16 protein-coding genes are annotated in these 16,875 nt (G+C 39.0%); 5 read left to right on the top strand and 11 right to left on the bottom strand.

The genetic code is table 11. The features are described from left to right. Positions 1–177: 177 nt before the first annotated feature. Positions 178–1,341 (top strand): cation diffusion facilitator family transporter, encoded by a 1,164-nt coding sequence (locus ACYSNQ_RS01800; protein WP_426081057.1) that lies wholly within the window; start codon positions 178–180, stop codon positions 1,339–1,341. A gap of 105 nt (positions 1,342–1,446) precedes the next feature. Beyond that, complete coding sequence (locus ACYSNQ_RS01795; protein WP_426081056.1) at positions 1,447–1,911, top strand: hypothetical protein; 465 nt, start codon at positions 1,447–1,449, stop codon at positions 1,909–1,911. A gap of 74 nt (positions 1,912–1,985) precedes the next feature. On the opposite strand, the gene ACYSNQ_RS01790 is transcribed toward ACYSNQ_RS01795, so the two are convergent. From ACYSNQ_RS01790 to ACYSNQ_RS01780, 3 genes are read right to left on the bottom strand one after another with little or no spacing between them, the layout of a single operon-like run. After that, entirely contained in the window at positions 1,986–2,756 is a 771-nt protein-coding gene (locus tag ACYSNQ_RS01790) for a nucleotidyltransferase domain-containing protein (protein WP_426081055.1), read from the bottom strand. Positions 2,757–2,769: 13 nt separating this feature from the next. After that, positions 2,770–5,325, bottom strand: a complete 2,556-nt coding sequence (locus ACYSNQ_RS01785; RefSeq protein WP_426081054.1) for an AAA family ATPase — start codon at positions 5,323–5,325, stop codon at positions 2,770–2,772. Between the two features lie 3 nt (positions 5,326–5,328). Continuing rightward, positions 5,329–6,606, bottom strand: coding sequence for a class I SAM-dependent methyltransferase (locus ACYSNQ_RS01780; RefSeq protein WP_426081053.1), 1,278 nt, complete (start codon positions 6,604–6,606; stop codon positions 5,329–5,331). A 131-nt stretch (positions 6,607–6,737) separates the two neighbouring features. On the opposite strand from ACYSNQ_RS01780, the gene ACYSNQ_RS01775 reads away from it, so the two are divergent. Further along, on the top strand, positions 6,738–7,979 hold the full coding sequence (locus tag ACYSNQ_RS01775; protein WP_426081052.1) for a WYL domain-containing protein: 1,242 nt from the start codon (positions 6,738–6,740) through the stop codon (positions 7,977–7,979). Beyond that, positions 7,960–8,949 (top strand): WYL domain-containing protein, encoded by a 990-nt coding sequence (locus ACYSNQ_RS01770; RefSeq protein ID WP_426081051.1) that lies wholly within the window; start codon positions 7,960–7,962, stop codon positions 8,947–8,949. Before ACYSNQ_RS01775 ends, ACYSNQ_RS01770 begins: the two co-directional genes overlap by 20 nt. 166 nt (positions 8,950–9,115) lie before the next feature. Here the strand turns inward: ACYSNQ_RS01770 and ACYSNQ_RS01765 are convergent, their stop codons facing one another. The 7 genes from ACYSNQ_RS01765 to ACYSNQ_RS01735 all read right to left on the bottom strand — a co-directional run bounded on the left by ACYSNQ_RS01765 (position 9,116) and on the right by ACYSNQ_RS01735 (position 14,412). Next, positions 9,116–9,787 (bottom strand): ABC transporter permease, encoded by a 672-nt coding sequence (locus tag ACYSNQ_RS01765; protein ID WP_426081050.1) that lies wholly within the window; start codon positions 9,785–9,787, stop codon positions 9,116–9,118. Then, complete coding sequence (locus ACYSNQ_RS01760) at positions 9,784–10,725, bottom strand: osmoprotectant ABC transporter substrate-binding protein (protein ID WP_426081049.1); 942 nt, start codon at positions 10,723–10,725, stop codon at positions 9,784–9,786. Before ACYSNQ_RS01760 ends, ACYSNQ_RS01765 begins: the two co-directional genes overlap by 4 nt. After that, a complete protein-coding gene (locus ACYSNQ_RS01755) occupies positions 10,722–11,360 on the bottom strand; it encodes an ABC transporter permease (RefSeq protein ID WP_426081048.1) in 639 nt (212 codons plus the stop codon). Before ACYSNQ_RS01755 ends, ACYSNQ_RS01760 begins: the two co-directional genes overlap by 4 nt. Then, entirely contained in the window at positions 11,353–12,552 is a 1,200-nt protein-coding gene (locus tag ACYSNQ_RS01750) for a betaine/proline/choline family ABC transporter ATP-binding protein (RefSeq protein WP_426081047.1), read from the bottom strand. Before ACYSNQ_RS01750 ends, ACYSNQ_RS01755 begins: the two co-directional genes overlap by 8 nt. A 296-nt stretch (positions 12,553–12,848) precedes the next feature. Then, positions 12,849–13,739 (bottom strand): VOC family protein, encoded by an 891-nt coding sequence (locus ACYSNQ_RS01745; protein ID WP_426081046.1) that lies wholly within the window; start codon positions 13,737–13,739, stop codon positions 12,849–12,851. 157 nt (positions 13,740–13,896) lie between these two features. After that, a complete protein-coding gene (locus ACYSNQ_RS01740) occupies positions 13,897–14,049 on the bottom strand; it encodes a YcxB family protein (RefSeq protein WP_426081162.1) in 153 nt (50 codons plus the stop codon). Positions 14,050–14,064: 15 nt separating this feature from the next. Continuing rightward, positions 14,065–14,412 (bottom strand): hypothetical protein, encoded by a 348-nt coding sequence (locus ACYSNQ_RS01735; protein ID WP_426081045.1) that lies wholly within the window; start codon positions 14,410–14,412, stop codon positions 14,065–14,067. 194 nt (positions 14,413–14,606) lie between these two features. Here ACYSNQ_RS01735 and queA point away from each other — a divergent pair, with 194 nt between their 5' ends. Beyond that, entirely contained in the window at positions 14,607–15,638 is a 1,032-nt protein-coding gene (queA, locus tag ACYSNQ_RS01730; protein WP_426081161.1) for a tRNA preQ1(34) S-adenosylmethionine ribosyltransferase-isomerase QueA, read from the top strand. Between the two features lie 923 nt (positions 15,639–16,561). Here the strand turns inward: queA and ACYSNQ_RS01725 are convergent. Beyond that, positions 16,562–16,810, bottom strand: coding sequence for a helix-turn-helix transcriptional regulator (locus ACYSNQ_RS01725; protein WP_426081044.1), 249 nt, complete (start codon positions 16,808–16,810; stop codon positions 16,562–16,564). Positions 16,811–16,875: the final 65 nt, after the last annotated feature.

Genomic DNA, 16,875 nt, shown 5'->3' with positions numbered 1-16,875 from the left:
ACAGCTTTCTAGAGATGGAAAAAACTAGGTAGTCCTAACAATTAAGAAATGGTCTGCTTTGTCTAGGAATAGGGGATTTCTAAATAGTAAGAATCAAGTAAAAAATTTAAAGCAGCTATATACAATTAAAGTAGAAATCGGTATATTTTTTTAATACTTAAAAAAGGTAGGGATTATATGATAACGGGAATAGTTAATTGGTTTGAAAAGAAGGCGGATAAAACAAAGGACCAGCGGACTGCTTTTGGTATATTTGCCGGGATTGTAGGATTGATTTCCAATCTGCTTCTGGTTATTGGGAAATTTTCCATCGGTTTTGTTTCCGGAAGTGTATCAATTATGGCAGATGCGGTTAATAACTTATCAGACATGATTTCTTCTCTGGTAACATTAATTGGTTTTTATATTGCGGGGAAGCCGGCTGACAGGGAGCATCCTTATGGTCATGAACGATTTGAGTATATCAGCGGTATGTTCGTTTCACTATTGATTACTTTTGTGGGCTTTCAGTTCTTCCTGACTTCGATTGATAGAATCAGAGAGCCTAAAAGTATCCAATTCAACTGGGTTTTATTAGTGGTTCTGCTGTTTTCGATTGGATTAAAAGTTTGGCAAGGGCTGTTTTACAAGCAGGTTGCTAAAAAGATTGATTCTAACACCCTAATTGCAGCTTCTAAGGATAGTCTTAATGATGTCTTCACAACGATTACCGTTTTAGCTTCCACTGCGGTAGAGGGGCTTACAGGGCTTAAGATTGATGGCTATATAGGCTTGCTGATTGCTGTGTATATTATTTATAGCGGGATTCAGTTGATTCGGGAATTTGTCAATGAACTAATGGGCTCCAGACCGGATCAAAAAGAGATTGATCAGATGAAGGCTTTTTTATCCGGCTATCAGGATATTGTCGGCTATCATGATTTGCTGATTCATCAGTACGGGCCTAATCAGATTTTTGCTTCGGTTCACATTGAAGTAGATGACCGCTGGGATTTGAATCATGCACACCAAATTATTGATCAAATTGAATACACATTTAAAAAGCAATTAGGTGTGGAACTGGTCTGCCATGTGGATCCGGTGAATTTATATGATGAAGAGCAGCAAATGATTCATAAGGGCATCAAGAAGATTATTAAAGAAATTGATCCAGATTTACGAGTGCATGATATTCGTTTAGTAACTCATAAGGATGTAGCAACGATTCATTTTGATTTAGTTGTTCCCAGCAAGTTTCGGCTAACGGATGAAGCACTTCAGAAAGAAATTCAAGAAAAAATTGTACTGACAATTGGCATATACCAGCTAACAATCACATTTGACCATAATTATTTACTTTAAAATAACAAAAATTATTTTTTTCTCATAAACTTCTCTCTTTTAAGAAAAAACTGATAAAAAAAGTACATACTCCCATGTTAACATATCCTTAAGGAGTTGAAGGACATGAACCTAGCATATTTAGCTATTATGTATTTTTTTGTAGTCGTTATTATTGTTCTATGTTTCTTGTTAATAAAAGAACGTCAGATGTTACAAAAAACCTTGTACGAAAAAGACGTTCTGCAAGAACACTTATCTGATTTGAAAGTCGAGAAGGTTCGAATGAACCATATGCTTAAAATGCAGGATGAAAGCATTGTTCATCTAATGGATGAGCCTGAGATACAAGAGAAAAAAGCACAACAGCCGGCGATACAGACGCTGCGAGAAGAAATACAGCGTGAACCGATAAAAAGAGAGTTTGAAAGAAGTGAACCGGAATCTAGCGAGTTTTCGAAGCGTTCACCGAAAAAACAGCAAGAAGCCGAGCCAGAGATAGAGGAACACAATGAAGAGCCCTTCATCATTCTAAATAGCCGCCGCTTCTCTGGATATGAAGATGAAGTCTATCGAAATATTGAAGAATAATAAGCAATAGTTTTAAATAAAAACCACGATAAAATCAGTCAAATTCTGATTTTATCGTGGTTTTTATGTTAGGGTCAGGAACTGTCGGTTCCATACCACTGTAGAAAGAATTGATTCATCTGAGTATTTGTCAAATAATTAGAGCCAGTCAGGAAGTTTACAGATTCGCTAAAATAGTTGAGCTGTTCAACGATAAACTGGTTAATTTCCTTAATCTGAGGCTCCAATCCTAATTCGTTGCCTGCTCTTTTTTTTATAAGTAACCGTTCAATCTGCTGTACAAGCTCAGCAGATAATCCTTCTTGCTGAAGCAGCTCCTGAAAAAGAACGGGCGGTGCTGTTTGATGGGCTTCAATCCACCGGCAGGCGAGCAGGGGACGAAGAACATAAAAATATTTTTTGATTTTAACCGTTTCGCCCTGCAAGTAATCCCGATAGTTTCCTTTAGCCATATGCAGATAATGATAAATCAGTCCTTTAGACTGAATAGAAGCTTTCATCAGCTCCAAAAGCTCTGTGTGGAATAGGGAATCCTTATAGTAAACAATGGGCGAAGCCAGCCACTCTATAAGTGATGGGTTGCTTTTTTGTAAAAGCAGCAGACTTTTATCTAAATCCCATCCGCTGATATCCAGCAGCTCTGAAATAGGATATTCAAGGGTGTCTCTAGTTTTTTGAAGCTGTAAGTACCAGCTTTTAGGACGAGTGTAGATAAAGCGAACATCATAGTCACTGTCTGTCGAGGGAAAGCCCCACGCTCTGCTTCCTGACTCTACAGCATATAAAATTCGGATATTTTCTTGTTTTTCGATTCTTTTTAATTCTTGAATAATTTTATTTTTCATGGAGATCCTCCTTTTAGAGACGCGGATCCAAATCCTTTTCTTTTTCAAATTCATAAATCAGTTCAGCCAATGTATTCATATAGACGTCATTTTCTTCAGTTAACTCATGGATTGGAATCTGCAGCAGTTCAGCAGCAAGAGCAGCTTCTCTTTTAGAAGCCTTCAACTTGCCATGAATTTTTTTGTCTTCAATAAGCTTCTGATAGCGTTTATCGGAGCGATAGTCATAGCCGTAGATAAGAGTTAAGTATTCTTTATTGCGAACCTTCATAAAGGGAACGGCCTTTGAATTCCCCAGATGTTCCGGTTTAATGACAATTCCTTCCATTTGATTTGTAATGGTGATTGTTTGAAAATAGTCTTCTGCCTGTGCTAAGGCGGACTCTTCTAAGAGATTAACAACTAAACAATTATCCTCCGATAAAAAGCGGTAGATTTCAGAAGCAGACTGCTCCGGCAGCATTTGACTACCGTCCTGATAAACCACTTTTAATAAATTAAATGGTTTGTACGACAACTCCCCTTCGCTGCCATAAAGCTCAATCTGTTTTCGATAAACAGCTAAAGCCTGTTCTTGTTCAGAGATACCTACCTGCCGGCTGCGGGTCTCGGTTAATAATGCAAATTGGCGTGCTGTATAATCGCCGTATAAGTCAGACAATGTCTTCTTATCTTTATGGTACTGATCGGTAAGATAGTCGGTAGCATCAAGCTTTTGAAGTGCTTTTGCATAGTTCTCTTCAAAACCAAAATCTTTTAGTACAGTAAGTTCTTTTTCTATACCGAAGGAAATCGGCTGATACTCTTTTTCAATCAGTCCTTTGCCGAGAACACTCCATGGCAGCAGCTCACCATCCAACAACAGCATCTCAATGTGATTCTCCTGCATATAAGGTAGAAATTTTATCAAGAGCTCCTGATAAATTGGCTGAAGCTCCAGCTGCCGAATAATATGTCCATTTCTGGATACTGCAAAACAGCGGTCGAGTTCAGTATAGAGATAGAGATTACAGCGAGACCCCATATATTTAGGCTGCAGTACTACATTTTCTATTCCCTGCTGCTTAAAGTAGTTGAGTCCAGCTTCCAAAGATTCTAAATCGTTTGTTTCAGGGTCAGCAGCTGAAGGCGACATGGTACCGGAAAGGTATTGAATGTTGTTGCGGGCCATATAGCGCAGCCGCCTCTGGCTTTCTCTAGGAAGTGTCTGCCATGAAGGCTTTTTAGGCTTAGTAAAAAGCAAAGGCAATGTTTCTGTCTGGCCCTCTTCAGATGGCACAGAATACAACATCGTTTTATAAGGTAAAATCTTAACTGCTGTCAGGCGGTTTTTAGCTACAGCACCAGTATCAATACTTCGCTTGTTCTTTAGTTTGAAAGGCTCCTGACAAGCAATGTGCCCGAAAAGATGCAGCGGCAGGTTGAAGTAGCTTTCTTCTTCCAGAAATTCCAACTGGGGCTGAAGCTCAGCCTCTCGATTCAAGCGGAAGTTACGCTGTTTTCTTTTTGACCCATTATCCAGCTTGCCAAGATACTTTTGGCGGCAAGGAGCATGTGTGACAATGAAGGATTGTTCGCCTCCACCAATTCTACGATAGAAAGGTTTAGCTTTTTCAACCAGCTGAAAGAATTTTTCCCGCAGCGCATCATCTTTTTCCAAGATGCCAACAGAATCAAAATAATGTGCCAGCACCTGAGGATCAGCACCTTTAATCGTCCCTTTCAAATAATGATAGACAAAATGCTCATGATTTCCAATCGTCAACAGCAGCAGCTCCTGATTGGCATAAAGAAACTCGATAATTTCTGCCGTTTGTTTTCCTTTATCAATCCAGTCACCGTTAAGAATTACTTTTCCTGAACGTTCATTCATGACTAGCTGATTCTCTACTACTGAATGACCAAGCCGAATCAGCAGCTGTTTTAAGGCGTGAACACATTCATGAACATCGCCAATAACAGAATAGTCATGAGCCGGAGGCAGGATACAGGCTAAATATTCTTCCTGATCCTCAACAGCTATCTGAATATCAGCAAAATCTTTTTTAGGAATACGATGAATTGCATGGTAGTTTTCTTTAGCCAGCTTTGGTAAAACCTCACGCTTCAGCCGTTGAATATGGTTGCTGATAAGACGGCGGGAACGTTCACTGGCATAATAGTCCTCCCGATTTTTGTAATCAAAGACAACTGCTTCAATACGATAGTTTTGTTCCTGGGCAATTGCTAAAATTTCCTGGCGAAATTCCTGTGCCAGTCCAGTTGTATCGACAATGACAAATTCTGCCGAAACAGGATAGGTTGTCACAAATTCTAGTCTTTTTCGCAGGTAGGGGAAAGCCACATTACTAGCCTCCAGCATTACCTGATCGTATTTATCATACGCATGTCCAAGAATTTCCTGACGTAAATCATCCGACGAAATATATTGGACATTGCTGTAAAAGTTTTTTTCACAATCTTCAAAGCCCAGCTGTTTCATTAGAACTTCTTTTGAAAAGGTTGTTTTTCCACATTCTGTCGGACCAATTAATAGGAAAATTGTATGAGTTTTTGTTTGAATGAGCATAAATTATGCCTCCTTATTTTTTCGTAGAATACGCACACCCTGAGTCGTAGAAATACCATTTACTTTATCGCCGATTGCGAGGTAATCGATAGTATAGTCTGTCTTAGCGACAAGCTTGTCAATCCACTGCTGAAACTCCAGACGAGTCATTTCCCAGCAATGGTCTGTGTGTCTCATCTGATCTTCTGCAAGACTGTAGTAATGATTGAATTCCTTATTTGGTGTGGAAAGTATCATTTGATGAATATTTTTACTTAAAACGGTTTGAATTAGCTCTTCTGCTTCTTCCAAAGGCATGTGTTCAGCAACCTCCATCATAATGATGTCAATCGGTTCTGTAATGTTTAACTGCTCCCAGCTAGCAACAGAAGAATAGAAGGAAACATTTTCCAGTTCTTTTTTTTCAGCTTTTTCCTTCGCTGCAGCAAGTACTTCAGGGTTAATATCTACAGCGTAATAAGGCTGACCATTCAAATGGTTTGTAAATGCGCCAATATAGTAGCCTTCTCCACAGCCCACATCCAATATAGGATGTTCAAAGTCAAGAAGCGACTCCGCAAAATTTCTTCTTTGGAGATTGGTACCACCAAAGCTAAAGTCAATTTCATAACGATTGGTTGTCTCTATTTGTTTTTTAAAGTGATTAAAAAGGTTCCTTCTGCTTAAAAAATGGTGGGCAAAAAGATTTCGGATATAGAATGGAGCATCCACTGCATTCAAGGAATGAACGTATTTTTGAATCAAGCCCTCTGTTTCATCCATAAATTCTCTTCCGAATAATCCTTGGAAAGCGAGAAAAAGCTGAGCAGTATGCAGTAAATCGTGAAGGGAACCTTCTGTTTGAATAATCAAGGTACCATATCCAACTGCTGTTTCTTCATAGTTGAACTGAATATCAGGAAACTGCTGTCTGAAAAAACGCAGGAAATAAGAGCGTCTAATTGCAATGAAGGGCAGTTCCAGCTGATGAAGAAATCCTTCCGTATCAGATTCCTGCTGCTTAAACGGATAGCTGAAAAATTCAGTCAACAGTGAAAGATACGCGAGCGGCGCTTGATATTGAGCGCTGTTTAGATAATGAAATTCCTCTTCCCGGTTTGGACGAAAGGATAACGAAGGGTTCCCTTGATCTGTAAAGTAAGCTAGATAGGTTTGAGCATCTGCATACCAGCCATAGCCCATGCCCTTTCGTATTTTTCTTAACTGCAGCCCGCTTTCCGGATTTTTATATAAGATATAAGATAATTTTGGATTGGTTGATGTCAGCTTGATAATTGCCATAATAGACCTCCTGTAAAAGTTTATACTTGTATCATAACGAAAACCTCCTGATCTATCTTTAAAAAAAAGTTGCGTACTGCGGAAGGTTGTGTTTACAATTAATGAAAAAGGTTGATTGAGGGTTATAGATTATGGCAAAAAAATTTCAGGAATTAGTCAAAAATTTTGATAAGATTCGAAAATATACTCGGGACTTTTATATTTACGGTTTTAAAGAGCGGGATGACTTTGTTTATGGAAGTCAAAGAGGGTACGATAATGAACGCAGAAGAATCGAAAGCTATTTATCTGAATGGATTGTAACGGAAACCGTTCATGGAAAGAAACGGGTACGCTTAGAATTAGACCCGAATAAAAGCACAGCGAATCCATTAAGCGCTGTTTGGGGGGCAAAATCCTTTACGAAGAATGACATTTTTCTGCATTTTACTTTGCTGGATATTCTGCAGGGGACTAAGGGCTGGACTGTACAAGAGATAGTTGATGAAATTGATGACAGCTACCTTTCTGGCTTTTCTGATGGCTATTTTTTAGACCCTCTGACGATTAGAAAAAAATTGAAGGAGTATACGGCTTTAGGCTTCTTCAAGGAAAAAAAGGCTGCAAGAGAATGTATTTATTTTCAGGTGCCCCCTTTAGTATTAAATGATGAGCTTCGTTTGGCTATTAGCTTCTATAAGGAAATCTTTCCTGTAGGCTTATTAGGAGATTATCTTTTGAAGGATGAACCACAGGCAACACCAATTCAGTTTAAGCACGCATTTCCAGTTCAGATTTTAGATAGTCAGGTTACGCTGCAGCTGTTAGAGGCAATTTATCAGCGGCGGGCTATTTCTTTTGAAACTGAAAAGCAGCATTTTGAAGATTTTATCCCGGTTAAATTCAGCTCAAGCTGTGAGTCAGGGCGGCAATATCTGATTGGTCGGGTCACAGGGAAAAGACATTTTTATTCAGTACGGGTCAACTTCATTTCTAATGTGAAGTTAGGCAGCGAGGCCGTCCAGTTTGAGCGTCTGCATACACAGTTTTTAGCGCAAAAGAAAATTAATTGGAATGCTGCGCTGAGCAGCAGAAGGACCCAACGGTTAAAAGTTTATCTAGCAATTGATGAAAAAAAAGAACAGTACCTAATTCGCAGGCTGGAAAAAGAAAAGCGTCAGGGAACAGTTACACACTTAGGTGAAAATGAATTTCTTTTTTCAATTGAGTTAACGGATATGGTTGCTTTAAATCCATTTTTACGAACTTTTTTTGGCCGTATTCAGCGAATTCAATGCAGCAACCGTACATGGGAACAGAAATTTTGGCAGGATTATCAGCAGATGCACGAGATGTATTTTGGAGGTGACCAAGATGAATCAATTATTTCATGAAGTCTATGGACGCTATTTTCAGATTGTCTCCAAGGTATTGGCAAAAAAAGAACGCAGTGAAGAGGAAATTCGACAGCTGGCTGAAGCTTATGGTTATGGAGAAACAGCTTTTAGTTTACTTCCCTACCTATTGTCGGAAGAAGACAATTGGCATCTGCTGAAAAAAAAGGAGAATAATTTCCAGCGGATAACGGCAAATGACAGCTTTCAGCCAACAACAAAACTAGAAAAACGCTGGCTAAAGACTATACTACAGGACCCGAAAATTCATCTCTTTTTAACAACAGAACAGTTGGCAGAGCTTAATCAGATACTTAAGGAAGAAGAGTGCTTATTTTCATTGACTGATATTGATTATTTTGATCAATTTCAGTCTGGAGACCCTTTTGAAAATGAAGACTATCAGCAGAATGCCCGGACTTTGTTAAAGGCAATTACTAGTGATGGGCTGACCACAGTAAAGTATCAGACCTTAGGTCGTGAAGAAAGCATTTGTCATACAATCAAGCCGGAAAAACTGGAATATTCACAAAAAAATGATAAGTTTCGATTAAAGGGTCAACGGTTGACAAAAAACGGCAGTTGGGAAGGAATAATCTTTAATCTTTCGGAAATCCGACAAGTAGAAATGCTGGAAAATCATGACCTGACTACTCCTCTATCAGAAAGCTTCTCTGCGAGGGAAGCAGAGAAGCAGATTGTTTGTTTGCTAAGAGATGATCGAGATACATTGGAGCGGGCAATGTTTCATTTTTCTAATTATCGTAAGGTAACGCAAAAGACAGAGAATGAAAAGGAGTATTCGCTCACTATTTATTACCCGGCACATTACGAAACAGAGCTAGTGATAAATATTCTTTCTTTTGGTCCTTTTCTAAAGGTTATTGAACCAGAGAGTTTTATCCATCAGATTCGTTACCGTTTAAAAAAGCAAAAGGAACTGCTTTTTCCAAATGGGATTATAGATTAAACAGAAAAAAGCGGCAATTGACTTCCTTAAGTCAAGTTGCCGCTTTTTTTGGTTTTATAGTTTAGCACCCATTGACTCAGGTGGCTATTGTCAATGACCTGCTTAGTTAGGACCTATTTATAACTCGTTTTTACTGCTTGAGAGCTGAATAAGTTCGTTCTGCTAATTAAGAAGAATGTTTACTTGCCGGGTCGAGACGATGCTCAATCATGCCGAGCACCCAATCAGTAATAATTGCCATTAAGGCAGTAGGAACTGCACCAACCAAGATAATGGAGGTACCGTCTGTCGCATTTGTACCGCGAATAATAATGTCCCCTAACCCTCCGGCACCAACAAAGGCACCGATAGCAGTAATTCCAATGGCTACGACTAAGGCATTGCGTATTCCTGCCATAATAACAGAAACAGAGAGAGGCAGTTCAACCATGAACAAGCGTTGAATTTTTGTCATGCCCATACCTTTTCCTACGTCGAGAATATTGTTATCCACTTGTCTCATCCCTGTATAGGTGTTCTTGATGATGGGCAGTAAAGAGTATAGGAAAACTGTAACAATAACAGTATTTACTCCAAGTCCTAAGCCCAGCATCAAAATAGAGAGCATTGCTAAAGAGGGGACAGTTTGAATTAGGTTGGCAATGCTGATTATCCAGCCTGCCAGCTTTACTCGGCGGGAAATAAAAATCCCGATGGGAATCCCAATCGCTGCGGCAAAGAGAACACCGTATACGGAAATCAGAAAATGTCGAACGACCTGACTGAATACATAGCTGCCGTTTTGGCTAAAGTAATAAAAGAACTGCTCGAAAAGATTCATATCTTGTAAATTCGTCATTTTTTCCCACCTCCGTCAGATTCAAAGTAATGGTTCTCACGTAAAAAATTCTCTGCCACAATTGCTGGTTCCATTAAGTCATTATCTGCCTGAAAGTTTAATTTCTGCATTTTTTCTGTAGAAATCTTACCTGAAAGCTTACCAAGAATTTCTTTTAATTCCGGGTTGTCTTTCAAAATGGCATCTGTGGCCACAATACTTGCATCATATGGTGGAAAGAATTTTAAATCATCTTCCAGCATAACAAGATCATAGCTGCCAATACGTCCGTCGGTAGAATAGCCTAGCACGACATCCATTTTTCCAGCAGCAACAGCATCGTAAACTAAACCAATCTGCATTGGAAAGACACGTTTGAAGTCAAAACCATATTCTTGAGTAAATCCTTCATACCCATCTCCTTTACGGTCAATCCAAGAAGTATCAGCACCGGCAGTCAGTTGATCTGCGACGTTCTTCAAATCGCTGATTTTTTTTAAATTATATTTTGCAGCTGTTTCCTTAGTTACCATAAATGCATAGGTATTGGCAAAGCCGTAAGAAGGAAACCAAGTTTGTTTGAACCGTTCCTGAAACTCTTTTTCAACGATATCAAAAGCTTTTTCCGGTTCTTTTTCCGGTGGCAGCTGCAGGGTACCTGTTAAGTCTGTACCTGTATAGCGTGCTGCAGAGATACTGGTATCACCATTAATCATTGATTGATGAATAACAGTCGTAGTGGCTAGATTATTGATAATTACTGCATCCTTGTCTGTATAATGCTCAATCATGCCTTTGACTACATTTGCCAGAATCTGGATTTCGGAGGTTGATCCGCCGGCGATACTGATTGTATTCGCATCATTTCCACTTGCCAGACCAGGCAGCGAACAGCTGGATAAAGCGCCTGTGCTGAACAAAAGCAGCAGGCCTAACATAAGTTTTTTTAATTTTTTCATTCTGATTCCTCCCGTAATGCCATAGGTGTTAATTTCTTTTCCAGCAAACCTAACAGGAAATCAGCAGCTAAAGCAATTAACGCAACTGGAATGGTACCGCCAAAAATCAAATCTGCCCGATACAGGTTCAGCCCGCTGAAGATAAAGTCGCCTAACCCGCCTGCTCCGATATAGGAAGCCAAGGTTGCCCAGGCAATAACATAAACCGCAGCAAGACGAATGCCGGCCATAATCGTTGGTGTAGCAATAGGCAGTTCAACCATGAAAATTGACTGAGTATTTGTCATTCCCATCCCTTTAGCAGCATCCTTGTAATCAGCACCGACATCTTTTATACCAATATAGGTATTTCTTAAAATCGGTAATAGGGAATAGATGAATAAGGCTACGATTGCCGGGAATCTCCCAACACCAAATATAGGAATCATTAATGCCAAAAGAGCCAGAGAAGGAACCGTCTGCAGTGCACTAGTCAACCCGATGACAATCGCAGCAGTCCGCTTAGTTCTGGTTAAGAGAATTCCCAATGGAACGGCAAAAAGAATCCCTAAGGCTAATGCAACAGCGGAAATGAAAATATGCTCACCAGTCCGTGTAATCAGTTCTCCGCCTTTTTCCATTAAAAACTCATTCATGCTGCTCCACCTCCGCCTGAGCGACAGCCGCAGCTTCATCTGGAGCATTTTCTGAAGCGATAGTTGCAAGCTCTTCTTCACCCCAGATAACATCGTAGACAATATCAACCAATGAGGCTCTGGTTAGAATACCGACGACTTTCTTCTTATCACTGACCACGGGAACATATTTAATTCCTCGTTTTAAAATTCTTTGAAGTGTATCTCGAAGTAGGGAATTTTCTTTTACAAAGAAAACATCCGGATTAATAATGTCACTGACGCTGGTTGCTTTGTTGCGGCTGCGGTCAAGTGTTTCAACATCGATGAATCCTTTTAAAATCCCTTGTCCGTCAACAACCAGTAAAGTATCCACACGCTTTTCACGCATGACCTTAATGGCTTCTGACAGTGATTTTTCAGGAGTAATTGTTACCGCGTTGTGAGACATAACTTCTCCCACCGTTGTTGTATTGGATTTTGCCTGAATGAGACGATCCTCTCCGATGAGTTCTTCTACAAATTCATTGGCTGGTGCGTTAAGAATATTATCCGGTGTATCAAACTGAATTACTTTTCCTTCGCTCATAATAACAATTCGGTTAGCCAGCTTTAAAGCTTCATCCATATCATGGGTTACAAAGATGATTGTTTTTCCTAAGCGTTCCTGCAAATCCTTTACAAGATCCTGTAAAGAATCTCTAGTGATAGGGTCTAACGCACCAAAGGGCTCATCCATCAGAATGATGTCTTGGTCAGCTGCCAACGCACGAACTACGCCAATCCGTTGTTGTTGTCCGCCGGAAAGCTCATGGGGATAACGGTCCAGCATTTCACGAGGCAACTCTACCAAATCAATCATTTTTTCTGCAGTTTTATCGCGGCTGGCCTGATCGACTTTTAATAAACGGGGAACCAACGTAATATTTTCACGAATTGTCATATGGGGCATCAAACCTATATTCTGAATCACATAACCGATTTTCCTGCGCAGTTCCACCGGGTTAACAGACTGAATGTCCTTGCCGTTAATCAAAATCTTGCCTTTTGTAGGATCAGTCATTCGATTAATCATTCGCATTGAAGTAGTTTTTCCACTTCCACTGGTACCGATAAAGCAAATAAATTCACCTTTTTCAAAAGAAAGATTGACATCTTCGACGGCCACCTTGCCGCCCTTATAAATTTTGTACACATGTTGAAACTCAATCAAAACGTTCACCTCTAACTTCTTAATAGTCTCTCACTACTAGTATGCTTGAAAAAGAAACTTAAAACAACTAAGACGTATTTTTGATTTCTTATGATAAATAAAAACAATTATTAAATATGTTATTTAAAACAAAATGTTTTCAAAGATAAAATTATTAGTGAATGAATTTGACTAGTTAATTGAATAAAAAAGTATAGAAAAGGTCAAAAAAAAGACCCTAATCAGACACTTCTCCGACTAGGGCAAACAACTAATTGAGAGTAAAAATTTTTTCAAAAAAAAAGGGGGGATTCCAGCTATTTTTCTTCATAAATATTTTTTTCTATTTCCGCTCGCTGGGATTCTAGAAATGGCGGGAGAGCAAAATGTTCACCTAGGCTTTCCAATGGCTCGTCAATGGTAAACCCAGGAGCGATAGTTGCAAACTCAACCCTGTTTCCTCCCGGCTCCCGAATGTACAAGCTTTTGAAATAACCGCGACTGATAATTTTTTCAATCAGCCAGCCTTGTTCCTTAGCTTTGTGATGTAAGACATCAAGAGCGGCATCGTCCTTCACTGCAAAGGCGACATGATCCATGCTGCCTCGTCCCATGCGCATTTTTTCCTGTCCTGAAGCTTGAAGAATATCGATGAAATCTGTCTCATTCAGCATAATCCGCTGATTCTCTGTGTGCCAGCCTAGTAGTTTTTCAAAGAAAGCAGTAGTTAGCTTCGGTTCCTGCACATGAAATTCAGTGGATAATAACCCTAAAATCTGATTTAAAGGGGGAATATCTCCAGCAGTTTGAAACTTTTCTGTTAGAGGCGGCTGATTGACCTCCACTAGACGGATAGCTACTTGGTCAGGATCGTTAAAATGAAGTTCTTGTCCGAAATCCTTATAATCTATATGATGCTCTGTCAATCTGTTTTTCCAAAATGATAGGCTGTCCTTAGGAACTTTAAGTCCAATAGTGCTTAAATAATGGTCGTTGTCATAGCGCTGTCCAAGCAGTGGTACAAGAAAAAAAGTGATAACTGAACCAGGAGCACCGTAGTAGTTCCCGTAATAATCATGAATCATTCGATGGTTATCCTGATTGACAGTGTGCTTCACAAAACGCAATCCCAGCAGTTTGATATAAAAGGCCTGATTTTCTTTACTGTGTCTAGTTAATAAAGAAACATGGTGGATGAAAGGTTTCATCATATTTTCCTCCTTTAATTACACTTACTAAAAATAAGTATATAGAAATTCCGACAAATAGCCAAGAGAATAGCCTTTTACTTTTGCAATGTTTAAATTAGTCTGTAATTTTGTTTTTTTTTTAGGAAAATGTCCATGCATTATTTTTACTAAACGATCATAGCTTTAGTTGAGTTAAGTCGGGGAGATAGTATGTTTGAACCATAGTCCTAAGTTTTTCAATTTCTGCCGCTGTCAGTTGATTTTTTGGAACAGCTGTAATTACTTTTTCAGAGCGGAAGAAAAGGAAATGGTTATTTGTTTCATTAATTTTTGGAAATAATGACTAGTCTGAAAAGGAATGCGCAGTTTCCGCTCCACAGGTTACACCTGTCTCGTCAATCGTCATTTCCAATGAATCGAAAATATGCCTGTTTTCAGGATTATTATAGTAGTTCACAGCTCTTTTCTTTGGTAAAAAAAAGGTCGCAAATAGCAGAAGGGATGCAAGAGCCAGATAGCTTAGTGCTAAAATATAGTCCCGGTTCATTACGAAAACAAACATCATACAAGTAATAATAATGATTAAAGCTAAACGAATCAGCATGGAGCGTTTATTTTTTGGAGAAATTTTTTGAAAGACTGCACTAATTTCCAGCCAATCCTGCAGCTGTAAGTGATAGTTTATTTTCATTCACTCACTCCTTTTATAATAAGTATAAGCTATCTCGGTAAGGAGATACAATAATGGTTTTGAGTTAGGAGTGAAAAGTAATAAAAGGTGATGTAAAAAGACTTGAAACGAGACTTCGTAGTTTTTGTACTTGGTGTGTTAGAGGAAAAATGATAGAATAGCGGAGGATATGTAAGAGAGTGAAGGTGAACATAATGCTTAGTACAGAAGATTTTGATTTTGAACTGCCGGAAGAGCTGATTGCTCAAACACCATTGGCAGATCGAACAAGCTCCCGGCTTTTAGTGTTGGATAAAGAAACGGGAGAAATTGAGGATAAACATTTTAATGAAATCATTGAAGAGCTGAATCCTGGCGATGCCTTAGTAATGAATGATACACGTGTGCTTCCAGCTCGTCTTTATGGCGAAAAGCCTGAAACTGGTGGACACTTAGAAGTGCTGCTGTTGACGAATAAAGAAGGGGATACTTGGGAAACGCTAATCAAACCAGCCCGTCGTGCTAAAAAAGGCACACAGATTAGTTTCGGCGATGGCCGGCTGAAGGCAACGGTTATTGAAGAGTTGGATCATGGCGGTCGGATTATCACCTTTGATTACGAAGGGATTTTTCTGGAAATTTTAGAGTCGCTGGGTGAGATGCCGCTGCCGCCGTATATCAAAGAACGGCTAGAGGATCCGGAACGCTATCAAACTGTTTATGCTAAAGAAAACGGTTCTGCTGCAGCACCAACGGCCGGTCTTCATTTCACGCAGGAACTGTTGGATAAGATTGAAAAAAAAGGAGTAGTGCTTGTCTATTTGACACTTCATGTCGGATTGGGAACATTCCGACCAGTTTCTGTAGAGAACGTGGAGGAGCATGAAATGCACAGCGAATTCTATCGCTTGACTGAAGAAGCAGCTGAAAAACTGAATGCTGTAAGAGCTGACGGCGGAAAAATTGTAGCTGTAGGAACAACGTCAATTCGTACACTGGAAACAATCGGCACAAAATTTGATGGAGCAATTAAAGCCGACAGCGGCTGGACAAGTATTTTTATTACACCAGGCTACGAGTTTAAAATTGTGCAGGCTTTTTCTACTAATTTTCATTTGCCAAAATCAACATTAGTTATGCTGGTCAGTGCATTTGCTGGGAGAGAACAGACCTTAGCGGCATATCAGCATGCGGTTAATGAACGATACCGCTTTTTCAGCTTTGGCGATGCTATGTTTGTAAAATAATGAATCAAAGCAGCCGTATAAAATTCTATCAAGCAATAAACCACAGACGCTGTTCCGAGGAATAGTTAGGAGTATTTGCCGGAATAGTCAGTTTAAATAAGGAAAGTTTATCTAAGAAAAGAGGTTGTGACAAAAGTGTTCAGCTCCGAGAAATAAGAAGAATAATACGAAAATAGCTTCTCATATTTTTGAGATTATTCGGCTTATTTCCGAGAAAGCTGCTTTTGGAATACCGTTTATTCGGTTTTAGGGATGTCAAAAGTCTGGGATTTTGTTTATGTCCCAGACTCTTTTCTTAGATTTTTGTATTCAGATAGGACTGAGCTGTATTGATATTAAATAGAATATAAAAAAATATATTGTATTTTTTAAAAAATAAACTTTACTATAAGACGAAGAACGTTTATACTTATTCTTATATGATTTTTGTTCTTTTATGAAAAATCTATAGTATGACTAGACACCTTATAAATGAATATAGATTTGATTGAGATAGCGCTGGGTAAAAGACCGAACAAAAAAGCGAAAAACCGGCTAAGGTTTTTCGCCTCTTTGTATCTCAGTTAGTTCAATTTCTTCAGTGTTACAATCATCAGTGCTTCTGTTGCAGAAACAAGAAGTATGATTGAATTGATTATCCAAAAGTAGGCCACCAAATTATGAGTAGCTATTTCATAAAAGACATTGCTAAGTGCGATTAGCAATATAATCGTTACAAAGAAATGAAACTAGCCGTTGAGATAATTTTCTTTCCCCGTTTATCTCGTCCTTCTTTACTGAAAAAGAAATAGATAGAGTAAACCAGAAAAGCGATTGATAATATTACCACTAATAAGCTAGACCAATGATTTACAGGTAAATTATCGAAAAAAGATTTTAAAGAATCGGTCATACCGTGCGAGTCCTTCCCGAAGGGAGGTGTTCTAGTTTGATTCTTCTTGTGACTGGTCTGTTAATCTTTTGAAAGTAAATATTTTTTCAATAGGAACTTCAAAGACTTCAGCAATGTCATGAGCTAATAGTAAAGAAGGGTTATATCTATTCCGCTCAAGTTGAATAATTGTTTGTCTTGATACGCCTACTTTATCAGCTAATTCCTGTTGGGTCATACGCTTCATAGCTCTGTAGACGTGGATGGAACTCTCAAATGATGAGTTCTTCTTTTTTGGCAATGCAAATCCCTCCAATATTTAGATTATGGTTAAATAATAGAAAGTGCATAGTCAATATACCATAT

This window comes from Enterococcus sp. LJL51 (assembly GCF_054871795.1).
This window is presented reverse-complemented; position numbering and strand designations above follow the sequence as displayed.